This is a genomic window from Tolypothrix sp. PCC 7601 (assembly GCF_025677855.1).
GTDB classification, from domain to species: domain Bacteria; phylum Cyanobacteriota; class Cyanobacteriia; order Cyanobacteriales; family Nostocaceae; genus Aulosira; species Aulosira diplosiphon.
The window spans coordinates 321,090-340,107 of sequence record NZ_CP064879.1 but is presented as its reverse complement, the minus strand read 5'-3'; the positions used below and the strand labels follow the sequence as shown (position 1 = coordinate 340,107).

Genomic DNA, 19,018 nt, shown 5'->3' with positions numbered 1-19,018 from the left:
CTTTTGACTTTTGACTTTTGACTTTTGACTTTTGACTTTTGACTTTTGACTTTTGCCTTTTGCCTTTTGCCTTGTTGTACTAGTTTTTTAGTTTTGTTATCAATATAATTTTCTTAACTGAACTGTATTTACTTAGAATGACTCCTGCTCTGGATTCAACACAACAATGATTTGCGATATATGTATTCCTAAAGGTTTCCAGTGAGGGTTGCTAGCAGAAAGAGTTTGATCGCCTAATACTGCTTGGTAATCGTTTGGGTATTTCTCGTAAGCATTGGAAGCAGTATCTACGCGGAAGAAAATTTTGCCTTGATAGCGAGATAATCGGCTAGTTTCTAAGAAAATCGCGCCACCATAATCCCAACCTAACCCGGAGAGTTTGAAGTCGCCTAGTTTTTTGCGTAACTCACTTAAAGGAGTACCAGTACCTAAACCTTCGGGTGTTTTCCAAGCAGAACCGAGATCGCGTACATCTAGGGGTTTGGTACGAATTTTATCACTCCACACTACCAGAAATGAGCGCTCTTTACCGAGGTTTACTTGAGTAGCAGCAAAACTACCAATCCCTTCCGGGCCAGATATAGTTTTATCAATTAAACGTGATGCACCATACAATTTGACTAAATCTTGTTTGGTGGTTTTACGCGTTACAAAACCCACCCTTTCCCCAGGAATAATTAAATTGTCTGCGGCTTTTTTGGCTTGAGCAACGGTAACTGACTGATGGCTTGTCTGGGGTACTGCAAATACTGGGTTGAGTGAATAGCTGAGTACTAAAGCTAAAGTCGTTGTAGCGATACGTGTGATGGAGGATTTCATAGATTCTACGCTGGAAGCTGAGAAATAAACAGACGCGATCGCTCGCGCCTGTGCTGAAGTTAGGAGTGTTCAATGAACATAGTTTCGCTTCATTGCTTTTTTGTTCTACAAGTTCTCAGCTGTTAATTCCAGATTTGTCATTGGTCATTTGTCATTTGTCATTTGTCATTTGTCATTTGTCATTTGTCATTTGTCATTTGTCATTTGTCATTTGTCATTTGTCATTTGTCATTTGTCATTTGTCATTTGTCATTTGGTAATTGGTAATTGGTAATTGGTATTCTCCCCCAGTCCCCAGTCCCCAGTCCCCAATCCCTAATCCCCAGTCCCCAATCCCTAATCCCCAATCCCCAATCCCCATTACCCCTTATCCCCAGAGGGGGCCCCGAGTTCCCCAGTCCCCAGTCCCCATCACCCTAGTCGCGTTAAAAATCGCCAGCAGTGCGACACCAACATCGGCGAAAACGGCTTCCCACATTGTTGCTATTCCAAAAATACCTAAGCCAATAAATATGCTTTTGATTCCTAGGGCGAAAATGATATTTTGCCAGACGATGCTGCGGGTTTTTCGGGAAATTTGAATCGCTTCGGCGACTTTTGCGGGACTATCCGTCATAATCACAATATCAGCAGTTTCTATCGCCGCATCTGAGCCTAAGCCACCCATTGCAATACCAACATCGGCTCTCGCAATTACTGGCGCGTCATTGATGCCATCACCAACAAAGGCGACTGTATGATGTTTGGGGGTGGTGCTAAGTAACTTTTCAAGGGCGCTGACTTTTTCTTCTGGTAATAACTCGGCTTCGTAGGAATCTATACCCAGTTGTTGAGCAATTTGGGAAGCGATCGCTTGATTATCTCCTGTCAACATCACGGTTTTGCGGACACCGATGCGTTTGAGTGCTTGAATAGCTTCTTTTGCGTCGGATTTCAATTCGTCTGCGATCGCAATATACCCTGCATATATATGATTAACCGCTAGATGAATGACTGTGCCTTCAGTATTGCAAACATCATGAGCAATATTCTCGCGATGTAAGAGGCGATCGCTTCCTGCTAGCACTAACTGATTCTCTACTTTGGCGCTAATTCCATAACCAGCGATTTCTTGATAATCTTCCACACTCGATGCATCGATTTTTCCCTGATACGCCTCCCGAATCGATTGGGCGATGGGATGGTTGGAATGTGATTCTATTTTGGCAGCTAATTCTAGCAATTCTTGCTGATTTCTACCGTTTTGGGTAATAATATCTACTACTTTAAATACTCCTTGAGTTAACGTCCCAGTTTTATCAAATACAACTGTATCAACTGTTGTCAAAGTATCTAAAAAAGTCGAGCCTTTCACCAAAATTCCACGTTTAGCAGCGCCACCTATACCCCCAAAGTAGCCTAGAGGAATACTAATCACTAATCCACAAGGGCAGGAAATTACTAATAAGATTAAACCGCGATAAACCCATTCAGCAGATGTGGCACCATTTAAAAACAAAGGTGGCAATAATGCCACTGCTAAGGAAGTGAAAACTACTACTGGGGTATAGTATCTCGCAAACTTAGTAATAAACTTCTCAGTTGCTGCTTTTTTGCTTCTAGCATTTTGTACTAAGTTTAAAATCTTAGCAATAGAAGACTCATCAAATAACTTGGTAACTTTAATTGTCAGGACACCCATTTTATTGAGCATTCCCGCCAAAACTGTTTCACCAATCCTTACCGTTCGCGGTACAGATTCGCCAGTTAAAGCAGAGGTATCAACCTGGGAATTACCATCGATAATCTCACCATCTAAGGGAATCTTTTCTCCTGGCTTGACTACAATAATTTCACCGATATTTACTGTCTCTGGCGATACTTTCTGGAGTTCACCACCTATTTGCACATTGGCATAATCTGGACGTATTTCTAATAAAGCTTTAATCGAATTACGGGAACGGTTAACGGCAATGTCTTGAAACAACTCACCAATTTTATAAAACAACATTACCCCCACCGCTTCGGGTAACTTATGAATGGCGATCGCTCCCAATGTTGCTACCGTCATCAAAAATGTTTCATCAAATACCCTACCGCGAATTATATTCCTACCTGCCGTTTTGAGTACACTCCAGCCACTTAATAAATACGCAGGAATGAAAAGTAGATATTCACCTATAGAGTAGAATGTATTGTGTAATTGACCTTCAAAAATTACACCAGGTATATACAAACCTAAAATCAAAACTAACGGAAATATCTCATTTTTGAGATTAAATTCTCCACCATGATCGTGATGATGGTCATGGTTATGATTCTCATCATGTTCGTGAGTATGATTATGATGATGATTCTCATGAGTATCATGTCCGCAATTACAGCAATGGTCAGATTCTGAATGTATTTCCCGCTTCATTTCGCTGCCAATTAGTAATTTATTAGATATATGAGCTATCGTTCAAATGTAATAAAAAAAATGAGTTTTTACAAGTTACTAATTTAAGAATGAGAATCTATATCAATCTATGTAGTAGTTGCAAAATTATTGATTAAGGTAGGGAATAAGAAAGATGAAACTATAAATGTACTTTTGCTTTCAAAAATTAAATATGAATGCTACAGAGAAATCCGATTTGATTTATGAAAAAATCTCAGTAACGCATTACAAGCGCTGATGCGTTACGCTATCGATAACGCATCCTACATGAACTAATACTAATGTGAAAAAAGAATGCGACGGATTGTAGGGGCAAGGCAGTGCCCATACGTGTCAACTTAAGCTTAAAGCTATATAGGGCTGGCGTTGTACAAAAACTTTCGCCCTCATCCCCTAACCCCTTCTCCTGGGCAGGGCCGTTTCATTCGTAAGGATATGTATTTTGTCAATATGATTGGCGATAAATATTAGGACAAAAGTCATAAATTATTGACCATTTTGATGCCTAATATTCAATGCCAAGCTTATTTTTCATCTCCTGAACCCTTGCATTTTCAGGGCTTTTAGGGAATGAAACAGCCCTGCTTCTCCTGGGGGAGAAGGGGAATTAAATCTCTTGCTCCCCTCTCCCGCCGGGAGAGGGGTTGGGGGTGAGGGCGAAAACCTAGCTACAAAGCGGGTTTCACGTTAAGTTGACACCAATGGGCACTGCCATGCCCTCTATAATAAATATATTGATGTGTCGCAAACATTATTTGTATTGGTATTTTTTTGAAAATAGTTTTGTATAAAAATTCTGGTTGATAAAAAAACCCTACAATTCAGCTTGTAGGGTAGGCAAGGACTTTAGTCCTTAATTTAAAGCTCTAATTTCCCCAGAAAAACTAGGAAACTGATGTTAAAGAATTACCCCGTAGTCCTAATCCTACTAACAACCCCGCAATCACGAAAGCTGTCATATAGGCTAGACTAATAAACCGCACTGATAACGGTGGTGCAACTCCTTCCACGTCTATGTCTTTTTGCACTGTAAACGGTGTAAATTGGCGCGAAGCATTGGGTTTGGGAGCAACTTGTACCTCTAATTTATGAGGTGCGCCATCAAAAAATCCTTGTTCCCAAGCAAATTTTCCTGTGGTATCGGGAACAGCTTGGTAAGCAAAATTAACCCAACCATCTTCCAGCATGGTTGTTTTGATATTTAGGATTACGTCTTGAACAGGCTGATTGGTTTTTTCGTCAATGACTTGTACCTGTAAAGCCGCAGGTTTACCTACTGTGGCGCTAGTATCGCCTAATAATTGTGCTTGTAAACCCTGTTGCCGAGCAATCCCAGCACTATCAGTTTCAACTACGCTTTTTGATGCATGATGATCGTGATGATGTGCGTGTGTTGAACTCTCTGACTGGGCAACTTCTGCACTAATGTTAACGAATAATAGAGCTGCGATCGCAACTACAATTGCACCACTCAATAATAATCGCACGCGCTCAGGGGCAATTTCGGTAGGTGTGACAGCTTGGGAACCGCCAATTACCCAACCGCCAGCTAACCCAACTATCAACAACACTACAGCCAGAATCGCAAAATTGCGGTATTTTACCCAATTCTCTTTTACTGATAAAGTCAGAGTTTGTGCAATTGGGTTAAAAGCGTTGGCTACCACAGGGGTAACATTTACCTTGAATTGGTAATTTCCGCGAATTGGTAGTATTTCTTGTAATTCCAACTGCCCTTGAGGAGCTATTGTTTCTATATCAAGCAGCTTGGTTCCCTCAACTATCGGGAAATCTGTTGTGAACCAAGGGTTATGGGGTGGCGTAACAATTTCCAGATGAAATTTAGCATTCTCTAAAGCTTTACCTTTAGCATCTACTGCTTGCAATGCTAATTTAACTGGAGATTGGGATGTACTGGCTTCGGCTTCAAACGGTATAATTTGGTTGTCTGGCGCGGGGCTAATTAGTCTGACAGTAGGTTGGGGTGACTGAGAGAAGCCCACAAAACTATAAAAAACTACACTCATCATACAAATAATACTGATGAGTGTATAAAGCTTAAATTTTGACATTCTAAGTGCGAATAATCAATTATGAATTAACTTGAAGATTCCAAAACAGTTGCTAAGTGTTTTAGTGACAAGGAACCAGCAAAGTATGGTGACGGGGACTGTGTACGCGATCGTGAATTGCTGGATAGGTTGTAAAATAAACAGTCCACAGCGTCAACGCGCACAAGGAAACATAAAGTGTTGCTTGTACAGGCTTGGATAAAGTCAAGCTAGCTGTCTTTTGCAACACTGAAGAATGAGTCTGAGTTTTCATCATATACCTCGCATAAATCTAGAACAAATGCATCGGTAGATATTTTGGCTGGGCTTGCTTTAGCAACTGCTTTGTTAGTGAACTTCAAAATTCATACCTTATTTTTCCCATTACCTTTAGTGCTTGTTATCCACTAAAACCGATGTTTGCGTAATTTACACAATATCCTAGTTTTTCCTCGCCTGTCACTTTGTATATTTCTGTGAAAGCATCGACTTGAAAAGCAAAAATGCTTATCTTTATTTATTGGCAATACATTTTAGGACTAACGCCCTTCTCATATTTTTCTCACAAAGTCATCAATTCTCAACAAACTCAGCACTCTTGTACCCATTCCCAAAACTTGTCGGTTAAGGGGAAAAAGGGGAATGGGAAAAGGGAAAGAAAAAACCTTTAACCCTTAACCTTTCACCTTTTCCCCAAAACCAATTTTGATTTCAAAACGCTTAATCCAGTAGTATTCTCCCCAATCCCCAAACAATACGCGAATCTACGCATTGCCTTTTTGTAATTTTTGTGGGATTCTCCTTTACATATCTATTTAATACAGTAACTTGATAGAATTAGTGTAGTTTATTTGCAGCCTAGAAGAGGAGAATCTAAATGAGACTCATATCCAGTCTGGAAAATTTGGGGAAAGTACAGATTTTTGGCTATAAGTGTTTCCTCTGTGTTGCATTCTGGTTCAAAAACCCAATGAATATGGGGGGATTGAGCTAATGTCTGCAAATAAAATCAGAAAATCCGCACCAATTCACAGTAGAATTTCCGTACCTGCTCAGTATCAAAGACAGCCTGTTATTTCGCGGTTAGTATCTCGTTATGGTATAACAGTAAACATCGTAGCTGCATCATTAGTATCTGGTAGTGAAAGCGATGGCTGGTTTGATTTAGAATTTTTGGGAAATCCTGAGCAAATCACTAATAGCCTGTCTTACCTCCAAGAATTGGGAGTGGGTTTAGTAGAACTAGCAATTGCAAATCATATTCAATTTCACCAACAATCTCAAGCGTTCCCAAAAGCTGTTAACAAGCTAACGCGCAAAGAATTAGAAACATTTAAAAATCAGTGGGCGACAGAATGCCAAAAATGGCTTTCTCATGGACAAACTAATAGACTACACATACAATTGTGTATTTTAAAAAGCTATTACAAAAAACCGATAATTTCTCAACTAGTGTCTCGGTTTGGATTAACAGTTAATATCACTAGTGCTTTTCTCAATCCCTCTGTGGAAGATGACGGATGGTTTGACTTGGATTTGTGGGGGGAAACAAAACAAATCCATTCTAGCCTGCGTTATTTAAAAAAACTGGGACTACCAATTTGGCCTGATTGGTCTGGTACAGTGCAGAATAAAACTTTAGAACCAATAGTTTTTTAATTTACTAATTTAGTATCCCATGACCACATTCCATCAAATTCAAGTTAAAACAACACCCAGATTTCCTTCGGTTCCATCTTTCTCTGAAAAAAGTCAGATTACTAAAGTTCGTGTGTGCATATATATTCCTAATTCCTATCTGGAAGAACCTGTAATTTCTCGCTTAATTTCTCATCATGGTTTAGTTGTGAACATCATTAGCGCCTTTCTGGGAAGCACAACAGGAGGGGAAGGACGCTTTGATTTAGAAATTCGCGGAACCTTGTCACAAATTTCTAGCGGTTTAAATTACCTCGAATCTCTAAATCTAAAAATTGTCGGTAAGCCTAATGTAGATGGGGATAGTTGGAGTTATTGATGTTAGGGATTGGGGACTGGGGAACTCGGGGCCCCTCTGGGGATAAGGGGTAATGGGGATTGGGGGACAAGATGAAATATTCCTATGACCAATTATCCATTACCCATTACCAAATACCTAAATTTCATAATACCAAATGTCTTCTTGCTTTAATATGATACGATGTAAAGACAGGCGATTAATTAATCCTTCTTGCTCAAATTGCCCTAAAACGCGTGTGATGGTGACACGCGTTGAACCTAATATTTCTGCAAGGTCTTCGTGAGTAAGACGCATATCAATTAAACGTCCCTTGTCAACTTCCGAGCCGAATCTTTTAGATAACCATGCTAATAATTTAATCAGCATCGTATCTACTTTTTTATAGCTACGAATCACCATCAACTCTTCCGCTTGTTGAATGTGAGCTAATAAAATATCTGTAGGTTGGTGCCATTCTTCTAACAGTAAAATTTTTGCTTCTACTTTAGTGAGACACTCCATTTGATAGGGGTCTAACTTAGATAAACTTTTCCCTACTATATCCCCTGGCCCCCACAATCCTAAAGCAACTGTAGTACCATCTTCTAAATAGGTAAACGTGCGAACAAAGCCTGTTTCAATTTTCCACAAAACCCCTGGATGTTCTGGTAAAAATGACCTGCGAGTAAAAATCTGCTTAGTGTTTTTACTTGGTTGAGTAGTAACAATTTGTGAGAGAGCCATTAGTAAATATATTACTGTTATTCGATAGATTAACTGTAGTATACATATATCAGGTTCTTTGCGACTAGAGGTATTACACTCATCTAGATTTTTTTGCTGCAATTGAAAGGTTGAAGAACTAGATCCAACCTACTTTTTAAATTGGAAAATACACTTAACTTCACAGTAAATCGCCGGGAAACTCCGAACTGTGGGTGTGTAGGGTGAGATCCAAGCTATTTTAGGCGGTGGGACAGATAACTCTTTACTATGCCCCATGCCCTATCCCCTATGCCCTTTTGATGGTATAAGATTATGTCGGCTGAATAAGTGTCACAGTTAGCGCATAATTATACTTTCATCTATCGAATATTTAAGTATATACTGATACGGCTGCGACTTATGTTACCCGATCGCCCGATTAAATTTGAAGTCAGGCTGCCATCTTCCCATCCTCAGCTACTAGAAGGGCTAGATATATGGTTGCGCTTGGGTTTGATATCTCATGCCAAAGTGAGGCAGATTTGCGAAGAGAATTTGGTTTGTCCGGTGGTGTTGCAACCGCAAGCGGCTGTAACAATTTCCGATCCGGTGCAACAGTTACCTGTAGATATGTTACAGACTGCATCTGTAAAATCTAGCAGTCGCACACAACCAGAACCGAAGTCAGCTAAACCTAACTTTGTAACCACAATGTTACAGTCCTTAGGGGAAGAATTGAGTGTACGCTGGCTGCTGTTTTTAGGGGTGTTTTTGGTGGTGGTATCCTCTGGGGTACTCGCAGCCAGCCAGTGGGAGAAGTTTCCCGCTTCTGGACAGTATGGGGTTTTATTCGCTTATACCTTAAGCTTTTGGGGTTTCAGCTTTTGGGCGGCGAAGCAAAATAACCTGAGATTGACTGCACAAACATTGCTGCTGGTGACGCTGTTATTAGTGCCGGTGAATTTTTGGGCAATGGACAGCTTCAAATTGTGGCACAATCCTTTGGACTGGATTACAGTTGCGATCGCAGCACCTACGTTAACAGTCATTACGGTTTTACTTTGCAATAATCGGCTATTTTTTACTAATTTACGCACTGATAAATTATTACTGCTCAATATTCTTGGGTTATCGTTCCTACATTGGGGCTGGAAAATCCCCGGCTTTCCTTTAGTTGCTGTGTATGCGGCGATGGTAGGAACAACTATTATTACTGTTTATTACAATCTTCACCGACAGCCTCAATCCTCAGAAACTCCACCAACTGAAAGCAGTAGCCGCATCAGCTTCGGTATTAATTTACCTGCTGCTGTCATTGTTTATGCCCTATTAATGCTATTAATGCGGGCAATTTTTATTGTCCAGGTAGATGTCACCAAACTCGGTTTAGCCATTGGTATTTGCGGCTGGTTAATGACTTGGCTAGCTATGAGAGAGGCAGGAGGCAGGAGGCAGGAGGCAGGGGGACAAGGAGAAATAGGTAATTCCCCAATCACCAATCCCCAATCCCCATTACCCCTTATCCCCAGAGGGGGCCCCGAGTTCCCCAATCCCCAATCCCACCTCATCTGGCAACAACTCGGCAGCGTGCTACTATTACTGGGCTGGTTGGTGGCGGTGGTTAATTATCCTTGGCAAGCAATAGCTGTGAGTGGCTTGGGTTTGCAGTTTGTCGGTAGCAGATTGCAGAGATATAGCTTACAGGGTGACTTAGCGGCAGTTTTTGTTATTGGCTTACAGACGATTTGGCTGGGTTGGCGATTATTACCGTCGAGTATACAACAATCAGTGATCGCATTTGGTACGCAACTGACTAATTCTCAAAATGAACCTTGGGCGTTGCTGGGAGTGGTTTACTTTCCCTACCTGCTGTTGATGGTGGCGCTGACGGAAGGTTTTTATCGTCGCCAAAAGCAGGAATTGGCGCAATTTGGAGATGCGCTGACGCTGATTTTGGGAACTGGTTTAACAGCGCTGACTTTATTTAATCCGGTATTGCGATCGCTGAATTTGCTATTCTCGACGATGACGCTGGGTTTTGTTACCAAGCAACGTTTACAGCGAGACTCAGAAATCAGGGCTTTTTCTCCCTTGATTTACATGACTCATGTCATGGGAGTATTTACATTTTGCTCAATCATTGATTGGCTGTTACCAAGTTTGGGTAGGGAAGTTTGGGCAACTATTTTATTAGTTGTGATGGTAGCAGAGTGGGGATTGAGTCTCGGTGATGGGCGCTGGCGACAGAGTGCATGGCATATTGGATTAGTTCTAGCCTTTGTCAGTTTCGTTTTATTTTGGGCAAATGCAGAATCATCTTGGTTGGGTGTAGTTCAAAGTTATCACCATTGGGGAGTTCTTTGGCTAGTTACACCTTTAACTCTCACAGGAATTGCTAGCCGCACCAGTGGAACACGCCGCAGAATTAATAGTGGTTTGAGTATCTTGAGTTTAGGAATTGCTCAGTTACTGACTTTACAACTACCGGGAACGCGCTTAGTTGGTTTGGCTGTGGCGGCGGTGTTGATGTTGGCGAATACCCGCTATTTGCAATATGAAATCTCCGCCGGGATAAATATCGGCTTTGGGCTGAGTTTTATCGGTGTGCTGCTGTGGGAAGGTATACCAGGATTACCACATCTTAGCCTTGCAGGTTGGTTTTTTGTCGGTGCGATCGCAATTTTAAGTTTATGGTTAGGGCGGACTGTTTTACTTCGCCAAAATCAGCCCTTAGCAACCATGTATGCTGATGCTGGGGATAAATGGGCGATCGCATTTTCTGTTTTAGAATTGTTTTTACTTACCGTACATTCCCTGACTGTTTATCAACGAATTAATACCCCTGGAGTTTTCTATTTAGCAGCTATTACCATCACCTTAGGAGCTATTACCTATCGCAGTTGGCGGGAACCGACAAACTGGGGATTTTATGGGATTGGTTGGTGTGTGGAATTGTTGATTGCCGAATTACTCGGTTTTTGGGGACGTTCGACTGTTAATATGGCGATCGCCAATATCGCTTTAGGTTTAATCACCCAATTGTTAGGGGAATGGTGGCGACGACGCTATCAAGGAGAGAATCTCAAAGTTAGTCTGCATCTTCTGCCCTTGATGTACGCTGCTTTAAGTGTACTTTTACGCTTAGATACTTTTGAAGATTGGACAGGCTTGTGTTCTCTCGGTGTGGCTTTAATTGTGATTGGTGTCGGGCGACGCAGCGAAAGCTTCAAACCCCTGCTGTATTTGGGAATTATTGGTGTTTCAATTTCCGCCTATGAACTGCTGTTTTATCAAATGTCACAGGCGAAAGGCGGCGGTTATGGCGATGGCTTAATTGCGATGGCGATGCTGGGTACTAGTATCATGTACGCATATCATATTTTATCGCCTTGGTTAGGAGATTACTTACACCTGACGCGCCCACAAATTAAAAGTATTGCTCATCTGCACTGGGCTTGGAGTAGTTGTTTATTAATTGCGGCCATTGGTGCGCCCATCGTTGTTAATCGCCTGGTAGGATTAGGCACAGGCATTGTTTTGATTCAGTATGCCATTTTTGAAGGACGGCAAATGTCTGCTACACGCCAGATTCTGGGTGACATTACCATAGCCGAGATGTGGGTTTACCTGGGATTATTAGAAGTAGCCGCCATCAGAATTTATTGGCGTGAAACCGCAATTGGACAATTATTAGCAGGGCCTTTAGTACCGTGGAAAGGTGCGATCGCTTGCGTAATTGCCTACTTCCTCTATATATTACCCTGGGAGAATTGGGGATGGTCAAAACGACCTTGGCAACGGGCGGCGTACATTATACCTTTGGTAATTTTAGCGGAAACCTACTTAAATGTTTACCCAATTACTTTAGTTATTACAGCTGGATTTTATGTTTTCCTAGCCGTAGTTGGCAATAACATAAGGTTTACATATATCAGCGTAGTGTTGATAGATTGGGCATTATTTCGCTGGTTTGCTGACTTACATTTAAATGATCCTTTGTGGTATGTCACAATCATTGGATTATCAATACTATATATTGCTCAAATAGATCCTCTATTCCAGCGAACAGAATATAAAGACGCGCGCCACAGTTTAAGAATGTTAGGAAGTGGATTAATTTGTGGTTGGGCAATTATCTTTAATCAAGATACCGCCTTAATACCAGGAATCTTCAGCCTAATTACAATTTTCGCGGGCTTAGGTTTAAGGATACGCGCCTTTCTCTACGTTGGTACAGCCGGGTTTTTAATTACTAGTATTTACCAATTAGTAATTTTCAGCTTACGTTATCCATTTTTAAAATGGGTTGTCGGCTTATTCGTGGGAATTGTGCTAATTTCCATTGCGGCTAACTTTGAAACTCGCCGCGCTCAAATTAGTTCTTTATTGCGAAATACCAATGATGAATTTCATGACTGGGAATAAGGAATTAATTCGTAATACCCTGCGGGAAGCGCAAAGCGCTACGTAATTCGTAATTAAGAGAGTAGAGCGCCTATGATATTTTTCAAGGAGTGCGATCGCTTTTTCGGTGTTGATGGGAAAATCACATCAATATATTATCAGTAGGGGCACGGCATCCACAGACTTACGGTGAAATCGATAGATTATTGGTGCCGTGCCCAGCATCCACAGATTTTCGGCGAAATCGATAGATTATCGGTGCCGTGCCCAGCATCCACAGATTTTCGGTGAAATCGATAGATTATCGGTGCCGTGCCCAGCATCCACAGATTTTCGGTGAAATCGATAGATTATTGGTGCCGTGCCCAGCATCCACAGATTTTCGGTGAAATCGATAGATTATTGGTGCCGTGCCCAGCATCCACAGATTTTCGGCGAAATCGATAGATTATCGGTGCCGTGCCCAGCATCCACAGATTTTCGCTAAAATCGATAGATTATCGGTGCTGTGCCCATACAATGTGGTTGGTGAAAAGTGCGATCGCTTTTTTGGTTTGCAGTTACGAACTCGTCCCACCTGCAACCATTGCGGGAATTAACACCGCATCAATCACATGAATCACGCCATTGTCAGCCAGAATATCAGTTTGCAGAACATGGGCATCATTGACTTTAATTGCACCATGATCTGACTCAATTGCTAAAATTGAACCCTCAAAAGTTTCTGCTTCCTCAATTTGTACCAAATCATCAGATCTAACATCCCCAGAAGCAACATGATAAGTCACAATTTTCTTGAGCTTAGGGATATCTTGCAGCAGCGCGTCTAAAGTTCCCTCAGGCAGTTTAGCAAAGGCATCGTCAGTAGGTGCAAAAATCGTCAAAGAACCAGGACTTTTGAGAACATCTGTAAGTCCCACAGCGTCAACAGCCTTTACCAAAGTTTTGAAATTTCCTGCATTAATCGCAGCTTCTAAAAGATCCGCCATGAGGTTTAGTTACTTTCTTAACTTAGTTTTATAACCTACTTATAAAATGACCAAGCGCTCTCAACCTCTATCAAGAGAGAGGTTACCAACAATTGCATACCCTACAGCAGATTAATCAGTACTGCTAAACTGGGGAATGACATACAAAGGATGAAGGATCAAGGGTAAAGGATGAAAAAGTTGCATTTCATACTTCATACTTCCACCTTCAGACTTCAGATCACCCCAAAAACCACTGACTATGCTTAAGCGTTCCAAGTTCGAGACAACCCAGTCTCAGATTATGCACCGTGCTGAGGATTTGATTAGTGCAGCCTCAAATCGGTACCGCATTACAGTTCAGGTGGCAAACCGTGCCAAGCGCCGCCGTTATGAAGACTTTGAAAATGCAGAAGATGCAATGATGAAACCAGTACTCCGGGCAATTATTGAAATGTCCGATGAACTGACTCAGCCAGAGATTATTGGGGAAATATAGGGATGGGGAATGGGGATTGGGGACTGGGGACTGGGGACTGGGGAAGGGGAAAGGGATAAAAAGCTTTTCCAATGCCCCATGCCCTATGCCCTATGCCCTATGCCCTATGCCCTATGCCCTATGCCCCATGCCCCTGCCCTTTTCCAAATTATAATTTTGCAGCTTAATTCAATATTCAATATGAAGTACTGGACACTGCCAATAGCTTTTATGGTCGTGGGTTTAATTTTATTGGGTTCGGGGGTAGATAATGCAAAATATACAAATATTATCGGTGTCCAACCTGCGATCGCACAGCGAATCAGCCCTAGTGAAGTATGGCAGGTAGTCTATCAACAGTTACCCGATTTTCCCAAAGAAAATCAGTATATCAGTAAAGAAACAGGGAAAGTTGCGGAAAATAATACTTTAGCAGGGCGCTTAATTCGTTATCACATTTACGTCAAAGAACGCACCCCCAATTACCGCCTAGATTGGAAGCTGACTTTGGCTGATTATCTCAATGCCAATGAAACTATGTATGATGTGACATATCCCGGTTTTGATGTGTTGCGAGAAAATCCTATAGAAGGCGATCGCAAAGCTATTTCTAAGCTTACCCGCAGCCAGCGCAATGCCTTAGTACAAGTATTGACCAACATATTTAGTACTAATTCACCAAATACGCCATAATTTTGGATTGTGAATTAATTTACCTAAAACAGCAATTTATCTCACGCCTTACCTGACGGTTGCTGTAGGTAGTTCATTCTACAATCCAAAATCCAAAATCCAAAATCCAAAATTCCCTGATGGAACGAGTCATCAAAAGCGGATCTGGTTGGCGTATTGGCTGGAATCCTCATGCACCTGAATATAAAGGCCTAGTAGGTACAGATGATTGGGCGATTGAGTTAACCGAAGCCGAGTTAAACGATTTCTGCCGTCTTTTCGCCCAGCTAGCCGACACCATGAAGTACATGGCAGCAGAATTGATGGATGAAGAAAAAATTGCTTGTGAAGCCGAAAGCGATTTATTATGGTTGGAGGTTGAAGGCTATCCTCACGCCTACAGTCTGCGCTTCATCCTGAATACAGGACGCTGTGTAGAAGGTAGCTGGGATAATTCGGCTGTTCCTGGTCTATTGCAAGCTGCTGGGATGCTCAAAGTTTTTTGAATTTTACCCTTGATTATCCTGAAGCTTCTTGCTAATATAGTAATTCTGACCGGGGCGTAGCGCAGCTTGGTAGCGCGCCACTTTGGGGTAGTGGAGGTCGTGGGTTCGAATCCCGCCGCTCCGATTGATAAAATCCCTAATCCGCTAGTCTTTGAAGAAGATTAGCGGCTTTTTTCATAGCAAGGGTTAACTCACTCCATACCAATTCCGTACCAACACAGAAAGAATATACAGCAAATTCGATGTTTATGAGGTACAGCAACTAATTGAAAAAAGTAGTGAGTAATAAGTAGTGAGTAATAAGTAAATTTCCTACTCATTATTCATAACTCATAACTCATAACTCATAACTCATAACTCATGATGTACTTCACAGACTTCAAAAGTGCTGTAAATTATTGATTTATAGCAGGAGATTTTATTGCTATCCATTGAGTAACAGGTGCCATTCCTCGCCAGCCTAAAAATTTACCAATTGGTTCGGCACGTTGTATGGCAATGCGGGTGAAGTTGCCACCCACTTTTTCATACCATTTAAATAAAGTTTGTTCGCCTTCAATAGTGACGACATTTGCCACTAATCTACCACCTGGTTTGAGTACTGACCAACAAATATCAAATAAATTATCTGCTGTTACACCACCACCGATAAAAATAGCATCAGGTTGAGGTAAATCTTGCAGTGAATTTGGTGCTTTTCCAGCGATAATTTGCAGACTTGGGACTCCTAAAGCGGCTGCATTATCAGCAATGTATTGCAGTCTAGTTGAGTTTTGTTCAATAGCGATCGCTCGACATCGCGGATGAGTCCGCATCCATTCTATAGAAATTGAACCACAACCAGCGCCTACATCCCACAGCAGTTCTCCTGGTATTGGCGCTAGGGTAGCTAGGGTAATCGCCCTGACTTCATGTTTAGTTAATTGTCCATCGTGATGATAAGCGTTATCTGGTAATCCTGGGATTCTGGGCAAAGATAGAACCCCAGAATCAGCAACACAATCAACTGCGATCGCATTTAAAGCGGCGATGTCTGTTTCATTCCAAGATGCTGCGGTACTTTCTACAATTCGTTCTTGTGTACCACCCATCCTTTCTAAGACCGTAATTTTACTGTCACCATAGCCCCGTTGTGTCAAAATTTTTGCCACAATCCCGGGTGTGTCTTTACCTGCACTCAAAATTAGTAGCCGCGCCCCAGAATAAATATAAGACTGAATCAGCGCAGGTGGACGACCGCACAAACTGATGGTTTCTACTTCTGTTAATGACCATCCTAATCTGCCACAGGCGAGGCTGAAAGCTGAAGGTGCGGGAATAATCGTGATTTCGGAGAGAGGAATTTGTTTTGTTAAGGTAACACCAATCCCGTAACACATGGGATCGCCGCTAGCGAGGACACATACAACTTGGCCGCGATGTTGGATAATTTCGGCTACTGAGTTGCTAATGGGGGAAGCCCAGGTAATTTTCTGGCGTTGATCGTTGCTAGGAAGCATTGCTAAATGGCGATCGCCTCCTACTATTATTTCAGCTCGATCCACTAGGGAACGGGCGATCGCACTTAATCCTGGTAATCCATCTTCACCAATACCAACAATCGCCAGCCATTTACCTACCATTTTCGCTAATAAATAGATAATTTAGACTTTAATAGCTACAATCCGAATTCTGCGGTAGTCTGCTGTCCAATTTCCTTGTTGATATAGTGTCGGACGCAAAGTATCTTCTACTTGCTGAATTACTTGTGCCTGTTGTGCAGCAGACATTCCCACAAAGAAAGTACTAGCAAACATTTTAATCCAGTTGGCTAGACCTGCTTCTTTGTCGGCTAACATAGTTGGGCGAGGATATAAGTTAGCATAAATTACCTCAAACCCTTGCTTTTCTAAGAGAGTAGCATACTCAGCAATACTGGGATAATACCAAGGATTCCTGGTTTGTGGTTCGGGAATTGCCATCGCTGTGATGGCGCTATTCAAAGCTGAGACAATTGCCTGTACATTCCCCTTACCGCCAAATTCTGCCACAAACCGTCCCCCTGGTTTGAGGGCTTGATATATGGAAGCGATCGCTAAATCTGCTTGTTTTACCCAATGTAAAACCGCGTTAGAAAACACCGCATCTAAAGGCTGTTCAACTTGAAAGTTTGTCGCATCAGCAATATCAAAGTGCAGATGAGGATAGTTGTTTCTAGCCTTCTCAATCATCTCAGGTGCATTATCAATTCCCCATACTTTAGCCCCAGCTTGGGCAATTTTTGCTGTTAATTGTCCTGTACCACAGCCGAGATCCAAAATTGCTTCCCCAGATTGAGGATTGAGTAATTTTAACAAGTCTTCGCCATACTGCCAGACAAAGGCGTGTTTATCTTGGTAAAGGGCAGTATTCCAATCATGATTGGGTACGGAAATATTCGTCATACAGCAGATTGTCAGTGGTGATGCACGTGATGCTGTGAGCGGAAGAGGCAGGGGGAAAAGGAGCAGGTGAGCCAGCGCGGTCTTGGGGGTTTCCCCCATGAGTGACTGGCGAATCCGTTCGACGAAGTCGTTCCCGAAGGGTAGGAGAGCAGGGGGCGCAAGCTGTTTCTCCCAACGCGAGTGCGAAGCGGCACATGGGTCATTGGTGTCAACTTAACGTGAAACCCTCTTGGTTGCAAGGTTTCGCCCTCACCCCCAGCCCCTCTCCCACCAGGAGAGGGGAGCAAGAGATTCAATTCCCCTTCTCCCTGAGGGAGAAGGGGTTAGGGGATGAGGGCGCGAGGTATTTGTACAACGCCTGCCCTATATAGCTTTTAGCTTAAGTTGACACCAATGCACATGGGTTCAAGCCCCGTCCCAGTCTTCCCCCTTGCCCCCTGCTCTCTTGTTGACCTATTCGGTTGATGATTGAGGGAATTACACTTTTTTCAGCCAGCTAAACATGGCACGTAAATCTTTACCCACTTCTTCAATGCGGTGTTCGGCTTCTTGACGACGCATAGCGGTAAAGCCTGGTTTGCCAGATTGATTTTCTAACACAAATTCCCGCGCAAATTGACCGGATTGAATTTCGCTGAGAATCTTCCGCATTTCAGCCTTGGTTTGGTCATTTACAACCCGAGGGCCACGGGTGTAATCGCCATATTCCGCAGTATTAGAAATACTGTCGCGCATTTTGGCTAAACCACCTTCTACAACTAAGTCAACAATGAGTTTGACTTCGTGCAGACATTCAAAATAAGCTAATTCTGGCTGATAACCAGCTTCTACTAAAGTTTCAAATCCGGCTTTGATTAAAGCACTCAAGCCACCGCACAATACTGCTTGTTCGCCGAACAAATCAGTTTCGGTTTCTTCACGGAAAGTTGTTTCTAAAACACCCGCACGAGTACCACCAATACCTCTAGCGTATGCTAAAGCGCGATCGCGTGCCCGACCACTAGCATCTTGATAAACAGCAAACAGAGCTGGTACGCCTTGTCCTTGTTCATAAGTCCGACGGACTAAATGTCCTGGCCCTTTAGGTGCAACCATAACCACATCTACATTTGCAGGTGGTACAACTTGCCCAAAGTGAATATTAAAACCGTGAGCAAAAGCGATGACGTTACCTTCTTCTAAATTTGGCTCAATTTCGTTTTTGTAAACTGACTTCTGCACTTCATCAGGCAACAAAATCATGATAAAGTCAGCAGCATTCGCAGCATCCGCGACATTTTTGACTGTTAATCCAGCCGCTTCCGCCTTGGCAGCTGATTTACTGCCCGGATATAGCCCTACAATTACGTCTAAACCACTATCTTTCAAATTAAGGGCGTGAGCATGACCTTGGGAACCGTAACCAATAATTGCAATGGTTTTCCCCGCCAAAAGGTCTAAATTGGCATCTTCGTCATAGTACATCCGGGCCATAGCGCATCTCCTGTCAGCAAGCATCATTAATTGGCAGGCTTTTGATTTTACCTCAAATTAGGTACATATTGGGAAGGGGGAAAAGGGGAAAGGGGAAGGGGGAAAAGGGAAATTATTATTAC

16 protein-coding genes and 1 tRNA gene are annotated in these 19,018 nt (G+C 42.3%); 7 read left to right on the top strand and 10 right to left on the bottom strand.

Going from position 1 to position 19,018, the window contains the following annotated elements; translation table 11 throughout:
- Nucleotides 1-132 precede the first annotated feature (132 nt).
- The 5 genes from HG267_RS01295 to HG267_RS01275 form a co-directional block, all read right to left on the bottom strand.
- The gene (locus HG267_RS01295; RefSeq protein WP_045869730.1) at nt 133-819 is read right to left on the bottom strand and encodes a hypothetical protein; all 687 of its coding nucleotides are present in this window, start codon (nt 817-819) and stop codon (nt 133-135) included.
- Between the two features lie 235 nt (nt 820-1,054).
- A complete protein-coding gene (locus HG267_RS01290) occupies nt 1,055-1,180 on the bottom strand; it encodes a hypothetical protein (RefSeq protein ID WP_255325182.1) in 126 nt (41 codons plus the stop codon).
- Nucleotides 1,181-1,186: 6 nt separating this feature from the next.
- Nucleotides 1,187-3,217, bottom strand: coding sequence for a heavy metal translocating P-type ATPase (locus HG267_RS01285; RefSeq protein WP_045869729.1), 2,031 nt, complete (start codon nt 3,215-3,217; stop codon nt 1,187-1,189).
- Between the two features lie 905 nt (nt 3,218-4,122).
- Complete coding sequence (locus HG267_RS01280) at nt 4,123-5,268, bottom strand: hypothetical protein (protein ID WP_228045722.1); 1,146 nt, start codon at nt 5,266-5,268, stop codon at nt 4,123-4,125.
- A 103-nt stretch (nt 5,269-5,371) separates the two neighbouring features.
- A complete protein-coding gene (locus HG267_RS01275; protein ID WP_228045723.1) occupies nt 5,372-5,566 on the bottom strand; it encodes a CbtB-domain containing protein in 195 nt (64 codons plus the stop codon).
- 716 nt (nt 5,567-6,282) lie between these two features.
- On the opposite strand from HG267_RS01275, the gene HG267_RS01270 reads away from it, so the two are divergent.
- Nucleotides 6,283-6,948: an NIL domain-containing protein gene (locus HG267_RS01270; protein WP_045870096.1), complete on the top strand. Its 666-nt coding sequence runs from the start codon at nt 6,283-6,285 to the stop codon at nt 6,946-6,948.
- Nucleotides 6,949-6,967: 19 nt separating this feature from the next.
- On the top strand, nt 6,968-7,306 hold the full coding sequence (locus HG267_RS01265) for an NIL domain-containing protein (RefSeq protein WP_045869727.1): 339 nt from the start codon (nt 6,968-6,970) through the stop codon (nt 7,304-7,306).
- Nucleotides 7,307-7,423: 117 nt separating this feature from the next.
- On the opposite strand, the gene HG267_RS01260 is transcribed toward HG267_RS01265, so the two are convergent.
- Nucleotides 7,424-8,011: a Crp/Fnr family transcriptional regulator gene (locus HG267_RS01260; protein ID WP_045869726.1), complete on the bottom strand. Its 588-nt coding sequence runs from the start codon at nt 8,009-8,011 to the stop codon at nt 7,424-7,426.
- Nucleotides 8,012-8,392: 381 nt separating this feature from the next.
- Between HG267_RS01260 and HG267_RS01255 the strand changes: the two genes are divergently transcribed.
- The gene (locus tag HG267_RS01255) at nt 8,393-12,397 is read left to right on the top strand and encodes a hypothetical protein (RefSeq protein ID WP_045869725.1); all 4,005 of its coding nucleotides are present in this window, start codon (nt 8,393-8,395) and stop codon (nt 12,395-12,397) included.
- 539 nt (nt 12,398-12,936) lie between these two features.
- Here HG267_RS01255 and HG267_RS01250 read toward each other — a convergent pair.
- Entirely contained in the window at nt 12,937-13,365 is a 429-nt protein-coding gene (locus HG267_RS01250; RefSeq protein ID WP_045869724.1) for a fasciclin domain-containing protein, read from the bottom strand.
- Nucleotides 13,366-13,606: 241 nt separating this feature from the next.
- On the opposite strand from HG267_RS01250, the gene HG267_RS01245 reads away from it, so the two are divergent.
- From HG267_RS01245 to HG267_RS01230, 4 genes are all read left to right on the top strand, one after another.
- The gene (locus tag HG267_RS01245; RefSeq protein ID WP_045869723.1) at nt 13,607-13,843 is read left to right on the top strand and encodes a DNA-directed RNA polymerase subunit omega; all 237 of its coding nucleotides are present in this window, start codon (nt 13,607-13,609) and stop codon (nt 13,841-13,843) included.
- Nucleotides 13,844-14,023: 180 nt separating this feature from the next.
- Nucleotides 14,024-14,515, top strand: coding sequence for a hypothetical protein (locus HG267_RS01240; protein WP_045869722.1), 492 nt, complete (start codon nt 14,024-14,026; stop codon nt 14,513-14,515).
- A 119-nt stretch (nt 14,516-14,634) separates the two neighbouring features.
- Complete coding sequence (locus tag HG267_RS01235; RefSeq protein ID WP_045869721.1) at nt 14,635-15,000, top strand: DUF1818 family protein; 366 nt, start codon at nt 14,635-14,637, stop codon at nt 14,998-15,000.
- Between the two features lie 50 nt (nt 15,001-15,050).
- Nucleotides 15,051-15,124 (top strand) — tRNA-Pro (locus tag HG267_RS01230).
- A 271-nt stretch (nt 15,125-15,395) separates the two neighbouring features.
- Here the strand turns inward: HG267_RS01230 and HG267_RS01225 are convergent.
- The 3 genes from HG267_RS01225 to ilvC all read right to left on the bottom strand — a co-directional run bounded on the left by HG267_RS01225 (nt 15,396) and on the right by ilvC (nt 18,896).
- On the bottom strand, nt 15,396-16,622 hold the full coding sequence (locus HG267_RS01225) for a bifunctional cobalt-precorrin-7 (C(5))-methyltransferase/cobalt-precorrin-6B (C(15))-methyltransferase (RefSeq protein WP_045869720.1): 1,227 nt from the start codon (nt 16,620-16,622) through the stop codon (nt 15,396-15,398).
- A 21-nt stretch (nt 16,623-16,643) separates the two neighbouring features.
- Nucleotides 16,644-17,423 carry a class I SAM-dependent methyltransferase gene (locus HG267_RS01220; protein WP_045869719.1) on the bottom strand — a complete coding sequence of 260 codons (780 nt, stop codon included), beginning with the start codon at nt 17,421-17,423 and terminating at the stop codon, nt 16,644-16,646.
- A 477-nt stretch (nt 17,424-17,900) separates the two neighbouring features.
- Nucleotides 17,901-18,896 (bottom strand): ketol-acid reductoisomerase, encoded by a 996-nt coding sequence (gene ilvC / locus HG267_RS01215; RefSeq protein ID WP_045867362.1) that lies wholly within the window; start codon nt 18,894-18,896, stop codon nt 17,901-17,903.
- Nucleotides 18,897-19,018 lie beyond the last annotated feature (122 nt).

Bases quoted from the DNA above. Each gene is read 5' to 3' on its own strand.
- HG267_RS01295 (WP_045869730.1), bottom strand. From the start codon at position 819: ATGAAATCCTCCATCACACGTATCGCTACAACGACTTTAGCTTTAGTA.
- HG267_RS01290 (WP_255325182.1), bottom strand. From the start codon at position 1,180: ATGGGGATTGGGGATTGGGGATTAGGGATTGGGGACTGGGGATTAGGG.
- HG267_RS01285 (WP_045869729.1), bottom strand. From the start codon at position 3,217: ATGAAGCGGGAAATACATTCAGAATCTGACCATTGCTGTAATTGCGGA.
- HG267_RS01280 (WP_228045722.1), bottom strand. From the start codon at position 5,268: ATGATGAGTGTAGTTTTTTATAGTTTTGTGGGCTTCTCTCAGTCACCC.
- HG267_RS01275 (WP_228045723.1), bottom strand. From the start codon at position 5,566: ATGATGAAAACTCAGACTCATTCTTCAGTGTTGCAAAAGACAGCTAGC.
- HG267_RS01270 (WP_045870096.1), top strand. From the start codon at position 6,283: ATGTCTGCAAATAAAATCAGAAAATCCGCACCAATTCACAGTAGAATT.
- HG267_RS01265 (WP_045869727.1), top strand. From the start codon at position 6,968: ATGACCACATTCCATCAAATTCAAGTTAAAACAACACCCAGATTTCCT.
- HG267_RS01260 (WP_045869726.1), bottom strand. From the start codon at position 8,011: ATGGCTCTCTCACAAATTGTTACTACTCAACCAAGTAAAAACACTAAG.
- HG267_RS01255 (WP_045869725.1), top strand. From the start codon at position 8,393: ATGTTACCCGATCGCCCGATTAAATTTGAAGTCAGGCTGCCATCTTCC.
- HG267_RS01250 (WP_045869724.1), bottom strand. From the start codon at position 13,365: ATGGCGGATCTTTTAGAAGCTGCGATTAATGCAGGAAATTTCAAAACT.
- HG267_RS01245 (WP_045869723.1), top strand. From the start codon at position 13,607: ATGCTTAAGCGTTCCAAGTTCGAGACAACCCAGTCTCAGATTATGCAC.
- HG267_RS01240 (WP_045869722.1), top strand. From the start codon at position 14,024: ATGAAGTACTGGACACTGCCAATAGCTTTTATGGTCGTGGGTTTAATT.
- HG267_RS01235 (WP_045869721.1), top strand. From the start codon at position 14,635: ATGGAACGAGTCATCAAAAGCGGATCTGGTTGGCGTATTGGCTGGAAT.
- HG267_RS01225 (WP_045869720.1), bottom strand. From the start codon at position 16,622: ATGGTAGGTAAATGGCTGGCGATTGTTGGTATTGGTGAAGATGGATTA.
- HG267_RS01220 (WP_045869719.1), bottom strand. From the start codon at position 17,423: ATGACGAATATTTCCGTACCCAATCATGATTGGAATACTGCCCTTTAC.
- ilvC (WP_045867362.1), bottom strand. From the start codon at position 18,896: ATGGCCCGGATGTACTATGACGAAGATGCCAATTTAGACCTTTTGGCG.